Origin of the sequence: Haematospirillum jordaniae, from assembly GCF_001611975.1 — a bacterium.
GTDB classification, from domain to species: domain Bacteria; phylum Pseudomonadota; class Alphaproteobacteria; order Rhodospirillales; family Rhodospirillaceae; genus Haematospirillum; species Haematospirillum jordaniae.
This window is the reverse complement of sequence record NZ_CP014525.1, coordinates 1,119,401-1,137,857: the sequence shown is the minus strand read 5'-3', so window position 1 is coordinate 1,137,857 and position 18,457 is coordinate 1,119,401. Positions and strand designations below refer to the sequence as shown.

The 18,457-nt window shown below is 59.4% G+C and carries 15 protein-coding genes; 3 read left to right on the top strand and 12 right to left on the bottom strand.

Annotation, left to right across the window (positions count from 1 at the left end; translation table 11 throughout):
• Window positions 1–11: 11 nt before the first annotated feature.
• From AY555_RS05310 to ubiA, 3 genes are all read right to left on the bottom strand, one after another.
• A complete protein-coding gene (locus tag AY555_RS05310; RefSeq protein WP_066134364.1) occupies window positions 12–2,018 on the bottom strand; it encodes a methyl-accepting chemotaxis protein in 2,007 nt (668 codons plus the stop codon).
• Window positions 2,019–2,106: 88 nt separating this feature from the next.
• Complete coding sequence (locus AY555_RS05305; RefSeq protein WP_066134361.1) at window positions 2,107–4,116, bottom strand: methyl-accepting chemotaxis protein; 2,010 nt, start codon at window positions 4,114–4,116, stop codon at window positions 2,107–2,109.
• Between the two features lie 301 nt (window positions 4,117–4,417).
• Window positions 4,418–5,368 carry a 4-hydroxybenzoate octaprenyltransferase gene (gene ubiA / locus AY555_RS05300; RefSeq protein ID WP_066134358.1) on the bottom strand — a complete coding sequence of 317 codons (951 nt, stop codon included), beginning with the start codon at window positions 5,366–5,368 and terminating at the stop codon, window positions 4,418–4,420.
• Between the two features lie 121 nt (window positions 5,369–5,489).
• Here ubiA and AY555_RS05295 point away from each other — a divergent pair, with 121 nt between their 5' ends.
• The 3 genes from AY555_RS05295 (at window position 5,490) to AY555_RS05285 (ending at window position 9,798) form a co-directional block, all read left to right on the top strand.
• Entirely contained in the window at window positions 5,490–6,251 is a 762-nt protein-coding gene (locus AY555_RS05295) for a 16S rRNA (uracil(1498)-N(3))-methyltransferase (protein ID WP_066134355.1), read from the top strand.
• A 59-nt stretch (window positions 6,252–6,310) separates the two neighbouring features.
• Window positions 6,311–7,678 carry a glutamate--cysteine ligase gene (locus tag AY555_RS05290; RefSeq protein WP_066134352.1) on the top strand — a complete coding sequence of 456 codons (1,368 nt, stop codon included), beginning with the start codon at window positions 6,311–6,313 and terminating at the stop codon, window positions 7,676–7,678.
• A 113-nt stretch (window positions 7,679–7,791) separates the two neighbouring features.
• The gene (locus AY555_RS05285; protein WP_066134349.1) at window positions 7,792–9,798 is read left to right on the top strand and encodes a methyl-accepting chemotaxis protein; all 2,007 of its coding nucleotides are present in this window, start codon (window positions 7,792–7,794) and stop codon (window positions 9,796–9,798) included.
• Window positions 9,799–9,805: 7 nt separating this feature from the next.
• Here AY555_RS05285 and panC read toward each other — a convergent pair whose 3' ends face one another.
• From panC to AY555_RS05240, 9 genes are all read right to left on the bottom strand, one after another.
• Window positions 9,806–10,684 carry a pantoate--beta-alanine ligase gene (gene panC, locus AY555_RS05280; RefSeq protein ID WP_066134346.1) on the bottom strand — a complete coding sequence of 293 codons (879 nt, stop codon included), beginning with the start codon at window positions 10,682–10,684 and terminating at the stop codon, window positions 9,806–9,808.
• Window positions 10,681–11,535, bottom strand: coding sequence for a 3-methyl-2-oxobutanoate hydroxymethyltransferase (gene panB, locus AY555_RS05275; RefSeq protein ID WP_066134343.1), 855 nt, complete (start codon window positions 11,533–11,535; stop codon window positions 10,681–10,683). The genes panC and panB overlap by 4 nt, the downstream gene beginning before the upstream one ends.
• Window positions 11,536–11,660: 125 nt before the next feature.
• Entirely contained in the window at window positions 11,661–12,398 is a 738-nt protein-coding gene (locus AY555_RS05270; RefSeq protein ID WP_066134340.1) for a Crp/Fnr family transcriptional regulator, read from the bottom strand.
• The gene (gene ccoS, locus AY555_RS05265) at window positions 12,398–12,601 is read right to left on the bottom strand and encodes a cbb3-type cytochrome oxidase assembly protein CcoS (RefSeq protein ID WP_066134337.1); all 204 of its coding nucleotides are present in this window, start codon (window positions 12,599–12,601) and stop codon (window positions 12,398–12,400) included. The genes AY555_RS05270 and ccoS overlap by 1 nt, the downstream gene beginning before the upstream one ends.
• 24 nt (window positions 12,602–12,625) lie before the next feature.
• Window positions 12,626–15,040: a heavy metal translocating P-type ATPase metal-binding domain-containing protein gene (locus AY555_RS05260; RefSeq protein WP_082811872.1), complete on the bottom strand. Its 2,415-nt coding sequence runs from the start codon at window positions 15,038–15,040 to the stop codon at window positions 12,626–12,628.
• A 33-nt stretch (window positions 15,041–15,073) separates the two neighbouring features.
• Window positions 15,074–15,586 carry a FixH family protein gene (locus AY555_RS05255; protein WP_066134334.1) on the bottom strand — a complete coding sequence of 171 codons (513 nt, stop codon included), beginning with the start codon at window positions 15,584–15,586 and terminating at the stop codon, window positions 15,074–15,076.
• Between the two features lie 41 nt (window positions 15,587–15,627).
• Window positions 15,628–17,103: a cytochrome c oxidase accessory protein CcoG gene (ccoG, locus tag AY555_RS05250; RefSeq protein ID WP_082811871.1), complete on the bottom strand. Its 1,476-nt coding sequence runs from the start codon at window positions 17,101–17,103 to the stop codon at window positions 15,628–15,630.
• Window positions 17,104–17,397: 294 nt separating this feature from the next.
• On the bottom strand, window positions 17,398–18,285 hold the full coding sequence (gene ccoP / locus AY555_RS05245; RefSeq protein ID WP_066134332.1) for a cytochrome-c oxidase, cbb3-type subunit III: 888 nt from the start codon (window positions 18,283–18,285) through the stop codon (window positions 17,398–17,400).
• On the bottom strand, window positions 18,269–18,454 hold the full coding sequence (locus AY555_RS05240) for a cbb3-type cytochrome oxidase subunit 3 (RefSeq protein ID WP_066134330.1): 186 nt from the start codon (window positions 18,452–18,454) through the stop codon (window positions 18,269–18,271). The genes ccoP and AY555_RS05240 overlap by 17 nt, the downstream gene beginning before the upstream one ends.
• Between the last annotated feature and the right edge of the window lie 3 nt (window positions 18,455–18,457).

Sequence of the window (18,457 nt, the reverse complement as noted above, 5' to 3'; positions counted from 1 at the left end):
GGTGTGGTCAACTACACGCTTCGTATGCTGTGGAAGAATTCGTCGACGCGGTTTTTGAGCATTTCGGATTGTCTTGAGAGTTCACCGGCGGCGGCGAGGACCTGGCTGGCGTTGTCTCCGGTTTCGCGGGCCCCGTTTGTGACGTTGATGACGCTTTGAGAGACTTCGTTGGTGCCGGCCGCGGCTTCGGCGACGTTGCGGGCGATTTCGCGGGTTGCGGCGCCCTGCTGGTCGATGGCGGTGGAAATATCGCCGGTGATGTTGTTGATTTCCTCGATCACCTTAGCGATATCGGCAATGGCGGTGGCCACATGATCGGAAACGGTCTGGATAGCTTGAATCTGGGACCCGATTTCATCGGTCGCCCGGCTGGTTTGCCCGGCCAGACTTTTCACTTCGTTGGCGACCACGGCAAAGCCTTTTCCGGCTTCACCGGCGCGGGCGGCTTCGATGGTGGCGTTCAGCGCCAGCAGGTTGGTCTGGCTGGCGATGTCGTTGATCAGGTTGACAATCTGGCTGATCTTCTGGGTGGCCTCGACCAGGGACTGCACGGTCTGGTTTGTCCGGTGGGCGGAATCCGAGGCCCGTTCGGCGATCAGGCGTGAATTTTCAACCCGGGACGCGATTTCGTTGATGGAAGCGGCCAGTTCCTCGGTGGCATGGGCCACGCCCTGGACGTTGACAGAGGCTTCTTCGGTCGCGGCCGCAGCGGTGGTGGCATCGCGGGCGGACCGGTCAGCCGTTCCCGACAGAGCACCGGCGGTGGCTTCCAGTTCTGTAGCGGCGGATGTGACCGTACCCAGCACGGTGTTCATGTCCCCACTGAAGGCCGAGATCAGCTTATCGACCTTGATGGTACGGGCTTCGGCCGCACGGCGGGCTTCGGCCTGCTCGGCCTCCAGGCGGCGGCGTTCCAGCGCGTTGTCGCGGAACACAGCAACCGCATGGGCCATGGCGCCGATTTCATCGTCACGCCCGTCGCCGGGGATTTGCACTTCCAAGTTTCCGGACGCCAGATCCTTCATCGCACCGGTCATTTCCAAGACCGGGCGGGCCACCAGCACGTTCAACGTCTGGCGCAGGATCACAATCATCAGCAGGGCACCGAGAAGCGCGGCAACAAGAGCTGAAATCCGGAAGTCCGCCAGCTGGGCAAAAGCCTTGTCCTCGTCCACGCTGACCACCAAGAACCATTCCACCCCGGGGAGGCCGCTAACAGGGATAAACGTCATCAGCTCCGTATGACGACCATCAGAAGCCGTCACCACCTCCCGCGTGATGGAGGGCGTCTGGGACGGGTAAATGTCAGCCATCTTCTTGGTGACCACATCGGGATCGGGATGCATCAGGATGGTGCCGGCCTTGTCGACCAGAAACGCACGCCCCATCCCCCCAAAGGTAATTTCCCCGATCATGCGGGAAAGATCTTTGGTCAGGAACGAGCTCCCCACAACCCCGACCAAGGCACCATTCTGATAAACGGGCGTAGAAACCGAAATAATAATGTCGGGGCTAGCAGCCGATCTGAAAGGCGGTGTAATAGCCGGCCCCCCTGCTGCAGAAGCCAGCTTGTACCAAGGGCGCGTGCGTGGATCAAAGTCTGGCGCCATCTTGACCTGCGGACGACGTATAAAGACCCCCTCCGGATTTCCGAAGTACGTCCCGTCAAAATTTTCCAGCAAGGTAGGACGCCCCAAGGCAACACCAACGGCCTCTGCACTCGTGTCCGTATTGGCAACGTTGTCAGCAGCCAAGCGGGTCAGCAGCATACGGGCACTCAACCAATTGCTTACACTCTCGGCCGCAATATCGCCCATGTTATGTAAGTCATCTTCAATATTTTTTGTAATTGCTGCCCTTTGATAGAAATCGCTGTACAGGGAATACGCCACAAAGACAGCAATAACCGTGCCGATAGCAATCGACAGGATCTTGCTCATCATGCTCTTGTGGGCCGATGCCGCAGACGGGGCATTCTCGCCCGTTTCTACGGGTTTGCTATCCTGATCGGCCTGCATGACCTGTGGCTCCCCCTAAAAACACTGCCTCCCAGCGTCAGGCGCATGTACGGTGCAAATTTACAAGCAAGACATTGCTGAGCTGACCTTACACGCTTCGTATGCTGTGGAAGAATTCGTCGACGCGGTTTTTGAGCATTTCGGATTGCCTTGAGAGTTCACCGGCGGCGGCAAGGACCTGGCTGGCGTTGTCTCCGGTTTCGCGGGCCCCGTTTGTGACGTTGATGACGCTTTGAGAGACTTCGTTGGTGCCGGCCGCGGCTTCGGCGACGTTGCGGGCGATTTCGCGGGTTGCGGCGCCCTGCTGGTCGATGGCGGTGGAAATATCGCCGGTGATGTTGTTGATTTCCTCGATCACCTTAGCGATATCGGCAATGGCGGTGGCCACATGATCGGAAACGGTCTGGATAGCTTGAATCTGGGACCCGATTTCATCGGTCGCCCGGCTGGTTTGCCCGGCCAGACTTTTCACTTCGTTGGCGACCACGGCAAAGCCTTTTCCGGCTTCACCGGCGCGGGCGGCTTCGATGGTGGCGTTCAGCGCCAGCAGGTTGGTCTGGCTGGCGATGTCGTTGATCAGGTTGACAATCTGGCTGATCTTCTGGGTGGCCTCGACCAGGGACTGCACGGTCTGGTTTGTCCGGTGGGCGGAATCCGAGGCCCGTTCGGCGATCAGGCGTGAATTTTCAACCCGGGACGCGATTTCGTTGATGGAAGCGGCCAGTTCCTCGGTGGCATGGGCCACGCCCTGGACGTTGACAGAGGCTTCTTCGGTCGCGGCCGCAGCGGTGGTGGCATCGCGGGCGGACCGGTCAGCCGTTCCCGACAGAGCACCGGCGGTGGCTTCCAGTTCTGTAGCGGCGGATGTGACCGTACCCAGCACGGTGTTCATGTCCCCACTGAAGGCCGAGATCAGCTTATCGACCTTGATGGTACGGGCTTCGGCCGCACGGCGGGCTTCGGCCTGCTCGGCCTCCAGGCGGCGGCGTTCCAGCGCGTTGTCGCGGAACACAGCAACCGCATGGGCCATGGCGCCGATTTCATCGTCACGCCCGTCGCCGGGGATTTGCACTTCCAAGTTTCCGGACGCCAGATCCTTCATCGCACCGGTCATTTCCAAGACCGGGCGGGCCACCAGCACGTTCAACGTCTGGCGCAGGATCACAATCATCAGCAGGGCACCGAGAAGCGCGGCAACAAGAGCTGAAATCCGGAAGTCCGCCAGCTGGGCAAAAGCCTTGTCCTCGTCCACGCTGACCACCAAGAACCATTCCACCCCGGGGAGGCCGCTAACAGGGATAAACGTCATCAGCTCCGTATGACGACCATCAGAAGCCGTCACCACCTCCCGCGTGATGGAGGGCGTCTGGGACGGGTAAATGTCAGCCATCTTCTTGGTGACCACATCGGGATCGGGATGCATCAGGATGGTGCCGGCCTTGTCGACCAGAAACGCACGCCCCATCCCCCCAAAGGTAATTTCCCCGATCATGCGGGAAAGATCACCAATCAGGAAGTCACTGCCAATAACCCCCACAAGAGAGCCGCTCTGATAAACAGGAATAGCAATGGTAATATTCAAATCCGGCGTCGTGGCTGATTTGTAGGGGGGCGTAATCACAGGCCCCTTTTCTGTCTCGGCCTGTTTGTACCAAGGACGCTTGCGCGGGTCATACCCGGCTGGCAAATCGGTAGCCGGCGGCTGCTGGGTAAAGACTCCATGGATGTCACCCAGATAGGATGCATTGAAGCTTTCCATCAGCGTTGCACGGCCCAGTTCGGTGCTGACAGCAGCAGGACTGGCATCGGTGCGGGCAATACCATCGGCCGCCAACCGGGTCAGCAGCAGGCGGGCATTCAACCAGTTGCTGATATTCTCGGCCGCAATATCGCCCATGTGATGCAAATCCGCGTCTATACCCTTGCGGATGGCCGAGCGCTGATAGAAATCGCTGTACAGGGAATACGCCACAAAGACCGCAATAACCGTGCCGATAGCAATCGACAGGATCTTGCTCATCATGCTCTTGGGGGCCGATGCAGCAACCGGGGCATTCTCGCCCGTCTCTACGGGTTTGGTATCCTGATCGGCCTGCATTCCTGTTCTCCTGTCCTGACATGACACCCGCACGAAAAGGAGCGGGAAGCAAAAAACGCCCGCAAAGCCAGTTTGCCCACGCCATCCCCGGAAGAAGACCACAGATCCGGACAAGGCGAAATAGTATCAATTCCCTACCACAGACCCTGATCGTAACACCGGCACCACCCCGTGGACATGCGGAAGGGAACAGTCGTGTCCACCTGTTCTTACTGTTTGTGCTGTAAAAGATTGCAGGGCCGGGGCATTGACCGCAAAGGGGGTTCCCGTATGTCCGCAACGGCAAGACCCGGTGTGTGACTCAGCCTGATCCCGGAATTGTGATAGACAGATGGCCGGCAAGACAAGCCCCCAGAACAAGCCACCCGAATTCCCGGTTTGACTGGAACACAGCCAAGCAACCTGACGGATCATCAATGTCGAGTTGGTGAACCTGACGCGCGGCGTGCCACAGGGCCGGAACAAGACAAGGGTAGAACAGCCATGATACCCCGGCAAGGGCGGCAGACAGGGTGAAAAGGAACAGCGCCATACCATAGAACACGGCAACAGCCGGCTTTGTTCTTTCCCCCAACGCAAGCGCCGAGGAGCCGATTCCAACCATGCGATCTTCCTCGCGGTCCTGGTGGGCGTAGATTGTGTCATACCCCAGAACCCAGAAGAAGGCACCAGCATACAGGGCAAGCATGGGCCACCCCGGGGCACCGGTCACTGCAGTCCACCCGAGAAGTGCACCCCAGCTGAACGTCAGGCCCAGCCATACCTGCGGCCACATGGTCAGACGCTTCATCAACGGGTAGGCAAGAAACATGGGTACCGACGCCAAGCCCAGAAGAATCGTAGCCATATTGAAGGACACAAGAATCAGCAGACCAGCCAGCATGACCAGTCCGATCAGGATCAACGCAGCCCGCACGGAAACAGCACCGGACGCTAGGGGACGGGAGCGGGTGCGATCCACCAGGCGATCAATATCACGGTCGAGAACATCATTGATCGCACACCCTGCACCACGCATCAGGATAGCCCCCACCCAGAACAGCAGCGCCGAAGGGATACAGTCCTGCAAGCGGACATCCACCGCGACAGCCCCCAGAACCAAGGACCACCAGCAGGGAAACAGCAAGAGCCAGCTGCCAACTGGACGATCCAGCCGCAACAGCTTCAGAAACGGGCGCAGGGATGCCGGAACCGCGCGGTCTATCCACCCGTTGACCGGCATATCGCCAGCCATATGTCGTGCATTGCTCATGGTGCCTGTTTAACAATGAAACAGCAGAACAACAATTGCTTGATGCATCTTCCCGGTTCGTGCCACTGAATGGTCTTCCTTCACGGGATGATATGTCCCGCTTGTTCCAACCGGAGATCCCATGTCCGCACGTGTGCTGTGCCGCCTGTTTGTTTCTGCCCGTCTGGCCAAGGATGCATCTGTCCTGGCTGATGCCGGACAAGCCCGTTATCTGGGGTCGGTCCTGCGGGCCCGCCCTGCGGACCGGGTGTGTCTGTTCAACGGGCAGGATGGAGACTGGCTGGCCGATATTGTGCACCTTGATCGTCAGCGCGTGGAATTACGCGCCCTGTCCTGCCTGCGCCCACAGCCAGACACCGGTATCCCGGACGTCTGGCTGCTGTTTGCCCCGGTCAAGAAAGACGGAACGGACATGATTGTCCAAAAAGCAACAGAGCTGGGTGCATCGGTCCTGTGGCCCGTCCTGACCAGCCGCACCAACAGCCAGCGCGTCAATGTCGAGCGTTTGCGGGCAACCGCGATTGAAGCGGCCGAGCAATGCGAGCGCAGCACAGTTCCCGACATGCGTATGCCGGAACGGCTGGAACCGCTTCTGGCGGGATGGGAACACACACGGACCCTGTATGTTGCCGACGAAACAGGACGCGGGGACCCTGTTGCCACAGTCCTGGCAAGGGAGGCATCAGGGCCAGCAGCCTTTTTGACCGGCCCCGAAGGTGGCTTCGACCCCCGGGAAACAGAGTTGCTGCACCAAGCACCTTTTGTCCGCCCCGTCAGCCTTGGCCCCCGCATCCTGCGGGCTGAAACAGCCGCCATGGCCAGCCTGACCTGCTGGCAAGCCATAAACGGGGATTGGTCTCACCCCTTGATACGACCATACTGATATCATGATTGTACTGATAAAGTACCCTCTACATTCTAGGACTCCGGAGACTGTTTTTCATGCCCATATCTGATTCTGCCACCCCTACACCCATGTTGAGCCGGGATGATCTTGTACGCTATCTGGAAAGCGGAAGCCGCCCCGCACAGGAATGGAAGATCGGAACCGAGCATGAAAAGCACGCCTTCCGCCGGGATACCCATGCCCCGCTGTCCTATGATGAACCCGGCGGAATCCGCGATATCCTGAAGGGACTGGAACAGTTTGAATGGAAACCGGTCAGGGAGGGAGAGCATGTCATTGCCATGACCCGTACGGACGGGGCCTCCATTTCCCTAGAACCGGGCGGACAGCTGGAACTGTCGGGCGCCCAGCTGGAAACCCTGCACCAGACCTGCGCGGAAATTGGCACGCACCGGCAACAGATGCGGGCCGTATGCTCGGAGTTAGGGGCAGGCCTGCTAGCTCTTGGATTCCACCCAACGGCCCGCAGGGATGACGTACACTGGATGCCAAAGGGGCGGTACCGCATCATGCGGGCCTATATGCCCAAACGGGGATCCTTGGGGCTGGACATGATGCTGAGGACCTGCACCGTCCAAGTCAACCTGGACCATGGTTCCGAAGCCGACATGGTGGCCAAGATGCGGGTTGCCACCGCCCTGCAGCCTTTGGCCACCGCCCTGTGGGCCAACAGCCCGTTCACCGAGGGAAAACCCAACGGCTTCCTGAGCTGGAGAGCGCATGTATGGACCGACACGGATCCCGATCGCTGCGGCATGCCGGAGCTGGTGTTCGAGGACGGCTTCAGCTTTGAACGCTGGGCTGATTACCTGCTTGATGTGCCTATGTATTTTGTCTATCGCAAGGGCCAATACATTGATGCGTCGGGACAATCGTTCCGTGACTTCATGGCCGGGCGCCTGCCGGCCCTGCCGGGAGAATATCCGACGGAATCAGACTGGGCAGACCATATGTCTACAGCTTTTCCTGATGTCCGCCTGAAAAAGTACATCGAAATGCGCGGTGCGGATGTTGGCCCGTGGGAACGTCTGTGCGCCCTGCCCGCATTCTGGACCGGCCTGCTGTATGACAGCGACAGCCTGACCGCTGCCCTGGACCTGATACGCCCCTGGACCGCAGAGGACCGCCGGCGTCTTCTGGCCGATGTCCCGCGCCAAGCTCTGAAGGCAAGGGTTTGTGGGCAGTCCCTGCAAGATGTTGCGCGGATCGTTCTGGATATCGCCCACAGTGGATTGAAGCGGCGGAACCGTATGAACCAGAATGGACAGGATGAGACAGGTTTCCTGGATCCCCTTCTTTCCATTGCTGAAAGCGGACAAACACCGGCCGAACGCCTGCTGGAGCATTATGCCCGGAATCCCGGGGCAGGCTTGGGCTGGATGTTTGAAGACAGCGGCTGTTGATGGCATTTCCGACACACTGGCCACAGAACGACACGGATAGCGGACAGCCCCGGCCAAACGGGCTATGATGTCCGGCGACAGGGGCACTGTTCTGTCGCCGTGGGGGAGTGGGAATGCCTGCCGTCCTGAAGATCCATGCCCGACTGATGGTCGGGTTTGCTGTTGTGCTGGTCCTGTTTGTGGTTGTGGCCGCAGGATCAGTGTGGATGTTCAAGGATGTTGGGCGCCACGTTACAATTATATCCGGTGCCTCAACCAAAGCAGTTGCCGCTGTGGCCCTGGACCGCCAGATCATGGCCTTCGACAACTTGGTCACATCTTACTCCCGCTATCCGGATGAGAAAGGCCGGGCCGAAATCCTGTCCCAGAACAGTGTCCTGGACCAGAAGGTGGCAGAGCTGTGGATACAGGCCGAGAAAACCCCCGCAGCCGGTGCCGTAGATGAGCTTGCGATAACACTGCAAGCCTATCGTACCGTTCTGACACCTGCCCTCGATCTGGTGCTGCGGCGGGTGACACTGATCGCCGGCACACTGACCCCCCTGTCCGAGCAAATTCTCCAGCAGGCCCGGGATGTCCGCACCCGCGCCGCCCGACGCGGAGATACCACAACCGTCGAGCTTGCCGGCCGCATGGCCGAACACGTCCTTCTGGCCCGGCAGGCTGTGGATGACTATCTTCTGACACGCAATGTGGAACGCTTTGGAACCGCATGGGAACAGCTGTTCGTGATCGAGGAGGTCATGGCCGCCATTCCCGAGGCACGAACCGCAGCGAATAAACCCTATGAGCAATACCAGGACAGCCTGAACGAGCTGTCCGGCGTGGTCAGCGAGCTTCTGGTTCTGGAAGAGCAGCTCCACACAATCGGGGAGGCCATCACCTCCACCACCGAACGGATCAAGGAGCTGTCCCTGCAGGAAGAAAAACGTATCCAGGAGGATACGCAGGCTTCGATTACAAACAGCCTGAATGGTGCCAGTGTCTTTGTCACCGGCCTGACCTTGGCAAGCCTTGTCGTTGGCATCGGGGCCTCGTTCATGATTGGGCGCAGCATCGCCAATCCTATTCAGGCCATGACACGGACCATGCGCCTTCTGGCCGAAGGCAACAAGGACATCGAGATTCCTGGCATCGACCGGCATGATGAAATTGGCGACATGGCTTCTGCTGTACAGATCTTTCGTGACAACGCCCGGGAAGTGGAGCGGCTGAACCAGGAACGCGCCGCCAGCGCACAGCAAGCCGAAGCCCGGCGCCGGGCCTCCATGCTGGCCCTAGCTGATGACTTGGAACGCAATGTGGCAACAGTTGTGCAAACCATCTCGGATGCGACTGGCAACATGCACATGGCCGCAGAGGAAATGACAGCCACAGCACGGGACGCCACACGCCAAGCCGATGTTGTGCGTGAAACAACGCTGGAAACAGCGACCAATGTGGAAATTGTGGCTTCATCCGCCGAAGAGCTGTCAACATCCATCCGGGAAATCGGACAGCAGGTTGCCCGCTCCACCACCATTGCATCGCAGGCGGTGGAGCAAGCCCAGCATGCCAATGAACAGGTTGTCAGCCTGCTGGACAGCACCGAACGCATTGGCGAGGTTGTGCGCCTGATCAGCGCCATATCAGAGAAAACAAACCTTCTGGCCCTGAATGCCACCATCGAGGCCGCACGGGCCGGGGACATGGGCAAAGGGTTTGCCGTAGTCGCTAACGAGGTCAAGACACTGGCCAACCAGACCGAACGGGCCACAGCCGAAATTGGCCAGCAGATCCGCTCGGTCCAAGGGGCCACCCGGGATGCCGCAAAAGCCATACAGGCGATATCGGACGTTATCCGCCGGATGAGCGAGATCGCATCGGCTATCTCGGCAGCGATCGAGGAACAAGGGGCCGCAACCCACGAAATTGCCCGCAACACCCAGCAGGCATCCCACAGCACAAGCACAGTACGCAACACCATCACGGCTGTCACCGATGCAACCAACAGCACGGGTGAGGCAGCCAACCGCGTTCTTCAGGACTGCACGGAGCTGGTGGAGCACATGCGCGCCCTGTCGGGCACGGTTACCGCCTTCCTGTCATCGGTACGCAGCGACAATACCGGCGGAGCCTGACAGCGGATCAGATATCCCACACACGCACCGTATCAATCAGGCGCGTTTTTCCCAGAAAGACTGCAGCAAACAGACGCAGGAACGAACCAGAGTCCCCATCCGGGGGCTGCAAGGTGCGTTCATCACGCACATCCAGGTAATCAATCGGGCCAAAGCCCGCCTGCTCCAACTGGCCTGCTGCAACCTCACAGGCCTGTACCGGGTCGGCACCTTCACGGATAGACCGGGCTGTCTCACACAGGACCGCATAAAGACGGGGCGCTGTTTGGCGTTCCGCCGGGCCAAGATAAGCATTGCGTGAAGACAGGGCCAGACCATCAACATCCCGCACCAACGGTGCGGCTTCGATCGTGACCGGGATGTCCAGATCCGTCACCATGCGGCGGATAACCTGCAGCTGCTGGAAATCCTTCTCTCCGAACACTGCAACATCGGGCAGACACTGCAACAGCAGCTTGGTCACCACTGTGGCCACGCCGCGAAAATGCCCGGGCCGCCGGTCGCCACACAGGCCGGAAGACACGCCCGACACCTCGACAAAAGTGGAGGCACCGGGGCGGTACATGTCATCAACAGAAGGCATGAACACAACGTGCCCACCGGCATCGGCAACCCGCGCACAATCCTGCTCGGGCTGGCGGGGATAGCGGGTCAAATCCTCTCCCGGGGCAAACTGAGTTGGATTGACAAAGATCGAAACAACCACCCGGTCCGCCTTGCGCCGAGCCAACCGAACCAGTTCCATGTGGCCGGCATGCAGGGCACCCATGGTCGGGACCAGCCCCACCCGTAACCCGTCAGCCCGCCAGTTGGCTACCTGTGCACGCAGGTCGGCAACGGTATGCACAATGTTCACCATGGCTTGAACAGTCTCGTCCATTATCATTCCTGCCCACTGCTATCATGATCGTGCGCTTTCCCGGCAACGGCAAAGCAATGTTCCGGCCCCGGGAAGACACGCGCCCGAACATCGGCGGCATACCCGGCAACAGCATCGGACAGCAGGGTCCCAAGCTCGGCATAACGCCGGACAAAACGCGGCGTGAATGTATCAAAAAGCCCCAGCATGTCTTCGGTGACTAGGATCTGGCCATCACAGGCCACCGAAGCCCCGATGCCAATCACAGGAATCGGAACTTGGCCTGCAATAGTCCGTGCCAGTGGTTCCACAGCAGCCTCCAGCACCACAGAAAATGCCCCGGCTTCAGCAACGGCAAGGGCATCATCCTGGATCTGCCGAGCCTCTTCCCCGGTACGCCCCCGGGCGCGAAAGCCACCCAGCGTGTTGCAGGACTGCGGCGTCAGCCCGACGTGCCCCATTACCGGAATGCCCCGTTGAACCAAGAAACGGATAGTCGGCGCCATTTCGGTCCCGCCCTCCAGCTTGACAGCAGCCGCACCGGTCTCGGCCAGAACCCGCGCCGCAGTCCGGAAAGCCTGCTCCGGGCTTTCCTGATAGGTTCCAAAGGGCAGGTCCACAACCACGCAGGCACGGCGTACCGCACCGGCAACAGCGCGGCCATGGGCAATCATGATATCGAGCGAGACCGGCAAGGTGGTTTCCATGCCATACAGGACCATGCCCACAGAATCGCCGACCAGCAAAACATCGACATGGGTGTCTAGGTATCGGGCCATCGGGGCCGTATACGCTGTCAGGCACACCAAGGGAGTTCCACCCTTGCGGGCCATGACAGCGTGGGGAGTCAAACGCTTGGTATCAGCCTGGACGCTCATCCTTGCCTCCATCACAGGGGCAAACAAAACGGGGTGCCCAGCCCGGGATACAAGCCCGTTCTAGCGGTTCAGAGAGGAAGAGAAAAGCGAAAACCCCTCGATAACCGCTGTCATAAGGGCCACAATCAGCACAAACACCCGCCCGCGGCGATTTGCTCTAGGGCTTGCATGTCCAAGAGGTCAACCTGTGTGTTGCCGTTGATAGTGATCAATCTCTCTTTCTTCAGCCCGGTCAAGGTCCGGCTGACGGTTTCGATGGTCAGCCCCAGATAATCGGCAATATCCAGACGGCTCATGGGGACAGATAACGGCGACGGCACGTCCCCCCTCTGCGTTGCGCGCCGGGACAACATCAGCAGAAAATGAGCCACTTTCTCGCGGGCACTCATGCGCCCCAACAACAGCATTTGCTCCTGGGCGAAAGACAATTCCGCAATCATGCGATTCAGAAGGCGCCGCTCCAACTCGCGCGAGCCGGCAACGACTGTATCCAGTGAAAGAAGGGAAAAACGGCACAAGGTCACGGGGGACAGGGTTTCCGCCGTATACCCGTACAGACCATTGTGACCGAAACCGAAAAAATCACCGGGAAAGAGAAAGCCAACGATCTGCCGGCGCCCATCGATCATCAGCTTGGACAACTTGACCGCCCCGCTAACCAGCGTGAAAATATGGTCGGTTGCATCGCCTTCACGGAAAACTGTGGCCTGAGCCTCCATTCGCATATCGTGCCGGATCGCCCGCAGGGCCGATGATGTCTGTGCCAAACCAGCACAAAAGGCACGCTCATCTAGGTCACAACAGGCACAATCCATCCGCGAACCAGCAGGCACAAAGGCAGAAACAAGGGCAGAGACGGGCATTACACGGACTCCGAACCACTGGAGCCAGGCCGGTCACGCTGTGGCTCAGGAGCATCCGCAGCCTCATCGTCATCGAAAAGAATACGGCTTGCAGCCCCATCCAGATCATCGAACTGACCGGAACGCATCGACCACAAGAATGCGGCCAGCCCAAGCAAACCAAGAAAAAGGGCAGCGGGGATCAACAGCAAAAGGGAATTCATTGGTCCTGTCCTTCCTGTGGATCGCTACCCTCCCTTGCCCGGCCTACGGGGCAGACGAAGGGCATTGGCGATAACCACAACCGAAGACGAGCTCATGGCAACGGCAGCAACCAAGGGTGTCACATACCCGGCAACGGCCAGCGGGATAGTTACCACATTGTAGGCAAATGCAAGCATGAAATTCTGACGTACCAGGGTATCAGCAAAACGCGCAACACGCAAAACCTCGACCACCGGCTCCAGCCGTTCCCCTTGGAAGACAACATCCGCAGCATTCTGACTGATATCGGCAGCCGAAGACGGAGACAACGACACGTCCGCTACGGCCAATGCCGGAGCATCGTTCAGGCCATCTCCGACCATCATCACGCGCCGTCCCATGGCCGCCAGCTCCTGCAGGCGAGCAACCTTCGCCGCCGGGCTGCAACCGGACTGCCATTGAGTTATCCCCAAGGTCCCGGCAACCACGGCAACCGCTTCCGCACGGTCACCAGACAACAGCTCGATCGCCATTCCTTGTTCCCGCAGGGCAGCAACAACGGCCACCGCATCGGGACGCACCGCATCCGTGAACAGAAAGCGCACCGGGTCAGCCCCCGGACATGACAGCCAGAGTTCAGGTCCACCATGGGGGGAACGATCGGCAGGCGCATGACAGAATACAGCACTGCCCATGCGGATCTCACCCTCTGCGGTCAGCCGACGCAGCCCGGAACCGGGGATTTCCTCCACCCCGTCCACAAGGGGCCGCATACAGTGGCGCACAAGGGCACGGGCTAAGGGATGACGGCTGGCGCCAGCCAGGGACGCAGCAATACCAAGGGTTCCGTCAGCCTGCCGGGCTTTCAGGTTTTCAGGCTCCAGGACAGGCTGACCACAGGTCAGGGTTCCGGTCTTATCGAAGACCACGGTATCCACACCCACGGCGCGTTCCAAGGCAGTCGGGGATTTCAGCAGGATACCACGCCGTAATAAGCGCCCCGAGGCAATGACCTGCACCACCGGAACCGCCAGGGCCAACGCACAGGGACAGGTGATGATCAACACCGACGCCGCGGTCATCAGGCTGTCCTGCCACGGTTGGTCGGACAGGCTCATCCAGCCGATAAAAGTCAGGAGCGCGGCCAGATGCACAACCGGGGCATAAAAACGAGCCACTCGGTCAGCCAGCACAACGTAGCGCGCACGCCCCTGCTCTGCCACATCCATCAGCCGTGAAATTTCGGCCAGCAGGGTTCCTTCCCCAACCGCCACGGCCTGTAATCGCAGCGGAGCAGTCAGGTTCAGGGTTCCGGCGAAAACCTGTTCACCGGGGCCAACCGCACAGGGCATGGTTTCCCCGGACAACAGGCTGGTGTCCAATTCCGACTGCCCGGACAGGACAAGTCCATCAACCCCGATCCGCTCTCCCGCAGCCACAAGCACCGTTGACCCCGGCCGCACAGTTTCAGGCAAAGCCAAGGTTCGCCGACCATCCTCGTGCTCTACCGTTACCGGGCGATTTCCCAGCATGACAAGCTGACCGGCGGCAGAGCGGGCACGCCCACGGGCACGGCTGTCCAGATAACGCCCCACAAGCAGGAAAAACAACAGGGTTACAGCCGCGTCAAAATAGGCATGGGGCCGGCTGTGGGCTGTTTCCCACAGGCTGACACCGGTTGCCAGCAACACCCCGATCGTAATCGGTACGTCCATGTTGGTACGCCCGTGCCGCAGGGCTGACAGGGCCGAACGCAGAAACGGCCGGATACACCAGGCAACCGCCGGAAAGGCAAACAGGGCTGAAAGCCAGTGGAACAGGTCACGGGTCCAGACCCCCATATCCACGCCAGCCCACACCGACACCGAGAACAACATGATATTGGCACTGGCAAAGCCGGAAATAGCAATCCCGCGCAGAAGCTCACGCTCGGCGGTGCTGTATTCCGCCTCGACCCGCCGGGGATCATAGGGCAACAGGCGGTACCCGACCTGACAGACAGGATCCAGAAGAACCGGCACATCTGCAGCCGCCCCTTTCCAGAGAAGGGTCAGGCGGCGGGTAGTCATATTGACACGGGCCGACACCACACCGGGCTGACGCGCCAAGACCGCTTCGATCAGCCAGACACAGGCCGCGCAGTGTATGCCCTCGACCATCAGGTGCAGGACACACAGACCCTCGGGTGTTGTGCCAACCCATGGCGTACAGTCGGGAAGGCCGGGCGCATCCTGGTCCGGGCGCAGGGGACGAAGATCAGGGTCAATCTGGCGGCGCCTGTAATAGGCTTCAAGCCCCAGACCGGACAGCAGTGCAAAGGCAGCCTCACAGCCGGCGCAGCAAAACGCCGTTCTCCCCTGTGCCGCATCCGGAATCGGCTGGCCACAATGCCGACAGGCCGCCGCACCACAGTCCCCGGTCCCGGGGCCGGTAGACAGAAGCAGGGTACTTTCAGGCATGGCAACATCCGTTCCGGAAGCAGACAAACAGGTTTATCTCAGATCAATACGCTCTATCGTACGCCACTGGACAGAATCACCGCGCCCGGCACTGACCCGCAACTCCCACAGGCCCGGAAGGGGAAACGCGATATCGCGGGCATAGGTACCGGGCCCAGTCGGCGGCAACTCCACATGACGGTCAAGCCCTTCCTGGGTCGGGCGCCACACAAGGACCGCAACATCCAGCCCATCCAGAGGATGCCCCTCTGCACCGGTAAACGTCATCGTGACACGGGCCGTGCGCCCTCCATCAGCAGATCCTGCGGACAGGGGGTGCAGAGACAGGCTTCCATTCCAGCCAAGACGCGCCTGCTCGGCACTGGCGGCAATCTTGTCATTGTAGCCGTTGCGACGGTTGGACGGTTCCCGGGTTTCAAACCCGTTGAAGGTCACTGTAGCTAGGGTCAACAAAATGGCATTCACCACAAAGACCAGACCAAAGCCACCGACAAAAATCCACGGATACCACCAACCCCGGGGTCGGTTCTGCTGAACGGATGGCACACTTCCTCCTGATCATAAACGCGCCGGCATACACAGGGCGGTCAACGCTGCGGCCCGGCAAACAACGAACCACGGGACGCCGCTTCGCCCGTGTGAAGATTACGCAGGGCAAATGTAACATCGGTTGCCTTGCCCTCAAGAGCCTTTTGCGGGGCCGTGGCATAAACACGGAACGTTGCCACACTGTTGGGTTCAACCTCCAACTGAAGCTCCCCTGCTTCAATGTCGGAGCCAACAACTTTCAGGGTCCCCCCCTCAACGCCGCGAAGGGACACCGCGTACGTATTCTTCTCGGGCCTCTTGTTCAGGATCTTGAGCGTATAGCCGTTGCGTATGCTCCCGTCCGTCAGGGTTACGAACAACGGGCTGCGTTCATGCAGAACCGTTACCTCCAGACGTGACCGGGTTGACACCCCCAGGATCATGACCAGAACCAGCACCGTTATCAAAGCAGCATAGATGATGGTACGTGGGCGAATCAGACGGTGTTTTATTGGCTCACCACGAGCACGGGCCAGCTGGCGATTGGTACTGTCGTAGGTGATCAGCCAGCGCGGCAGGTCAAGGCGGTCCATCATGGAGTTACAGGCATCAACACAGAGACCGCAGCCAATACAGGCAAGCTGGCTGCCATTGCGGATGTCTATGCCGGTTGGGCAGACCTGAACGCACAAAGTACAATCCACGCAGTGCCCGCGATTTTCAAACGACGTTCCCTTCTTGGCAAATCCACGCGGTTCACCACGCCATTTTTCGTAGGTCACGATCAGGCTGTCTTCGTCAAACATGGAGGCTTGGAACCGGGGCCACGGACACATATAGATGCACACCTGCTCCCGCGCCCATCCAGCCAGCAGGAAACAGAAGCCCGCCACAATCCCCACCGACAGGTAAACGCCCCAGCCGGCATCACCGGTCAGAAAGGTTGCTGCCAGTGTCGGAACATCGTTGAAATAAGCGGCCCAACCAAAACCCGTTGCGACCGATATAAGCGCCCAGATTGTGACCTTGATGGCCTTGCGGGTAAATTTTCCGACGGTCATCGGACCGCGATCCAGCTTGATTCTGGCGTTGCGATCCCCTTCCAGCCAGCGCTCGACCATGACAAAGATATCGGTGAACACGGTCTGGATGCAGGCAAAGCCACACCACACCCGCCCCAGCAGTGCCGTGGCAAAGAACAGCCCCAAGGCTCCAAGAACCAGAAGACCGGTCAGATAGTAGATTTCCTGGGGCCATATTTCCAGCCACAGCAAATAGGCCCGCCGCCCTTCCAGATCCAGAAGAATGGCCTGATCCGGCGCATTGGGACCGCGATCCCACCGCAACCAAGGGGTCAGGAAGTAAATGAGCATGAAAGCAACATTGGCCCAGTTCTTGATGCTACGGAATAATCCCGGCATATGCTTGGGCTGGACCTTTACATGCTCCGCGTACAGGGACACTTTCTCCAGTTTCCCTGTCTTCTCCGGGCGTCCGGATCCGGAAGCATCTGTCTCTTTCTCATTCAATGTCATCGCGTTGCCCAGATTCCTTCAGGCATGAACTCACGTTACAGACTCGGAGCGGGAATCCGGGCCCGGCAGCACACGCGCAACGCAGGATGAAATCCGCATCGCCCGTATAGCCGCCTGTCCTGCCCAAAAACTGACATTCCCGCATGAATCATAGGCCCGTAAGGACATTTACCAAAGTTTTACACAAACGACCCATGGCTGACCTGCCACACAACCGCCCGGATGCTGTAAAAAGGGCCACCTGCGGATGCAGGCAGCCCCTTGATCAACAACTCCCCCGAAAAAAGGTACAACCTACTGGCCGCCCCCCAGAGAGTGAACGTACACAGTCAGCATCTTGATATCCTCGTCCTTCAGACGACCGGACCAAGCTGGCATAACACCATGCTTTGGCTTGGCAATCTGGGCTTGGAGACGTTCCATGGTCATTTCCTTGCCCGGCCCGGCATACAACCAGACACGGTTGCCCAATGGGGGAGCTCCCATCGCCGGATTCCCGTCAGATACAGGATTGGCACCATCAGACGAATGGCAGGCCGCACAGTTCTCGGTATAGATTGTCTGTCCGGGCCCGGCAACTACCTTGCCATTGGACATATCCTTCACGTACGCAGCCACCTGCTTGATTTCATCCGTTGACAGGATGTCACCAAAGGCCAGCATCTGTGACTGCCGTGTCTCGGGGTCACGGTCATAGCGGATCCCGTGCAGCAAGGTCTGCTGGATATCTGCCAGGGTGCCCCCCCAGATCCACTCATCATCTGCTAGGGTTGGGTACCCAACAGCACCGGCCCCACCCGATTGATGGCAGCCGGCGCAGTTATCCTTGAACAACACGCCACCACCGGCAATCGCATAGGCACGAAGCGGTGGGTTGGCATAAATCTCATCAACCGAACCCGCGGCAATGGCAGAACGTTCTTTCTGATGGGCGGCATGGGCCGCAACCAAGTCCGCTTCCACTTCACGGCGGGAACTGTATTCCCAGATACCAGGCAGAAACTCCTTCCCGACCGGGAACGAGGGATAAACAATCCAGTACCCAACCGCCCAGATGACCGTAGCGTAGAACACATACATCCACCATCTCGGGAGAGGTGTATTCAGTTCCGCGATTCCATCCCACTCATGGCCTGTTGTGTAAAGGCCCGAAATCGGGTCTTTCTCAGGGGCGCCCGCCATTGGTCCACTCCTTGTCCTCATCATCCCGCAGAGGGATCATCGCATTACTGTCAAACCGGTCCCGGTTACGCGGCCAATAGGCATAGGCAACGATTCCCATAAAGAAAACCATCAGCCACACCCCCCAAAACTGCCGGGCAAAATCGGCAATATCCTGCAGCGTTTCCATACA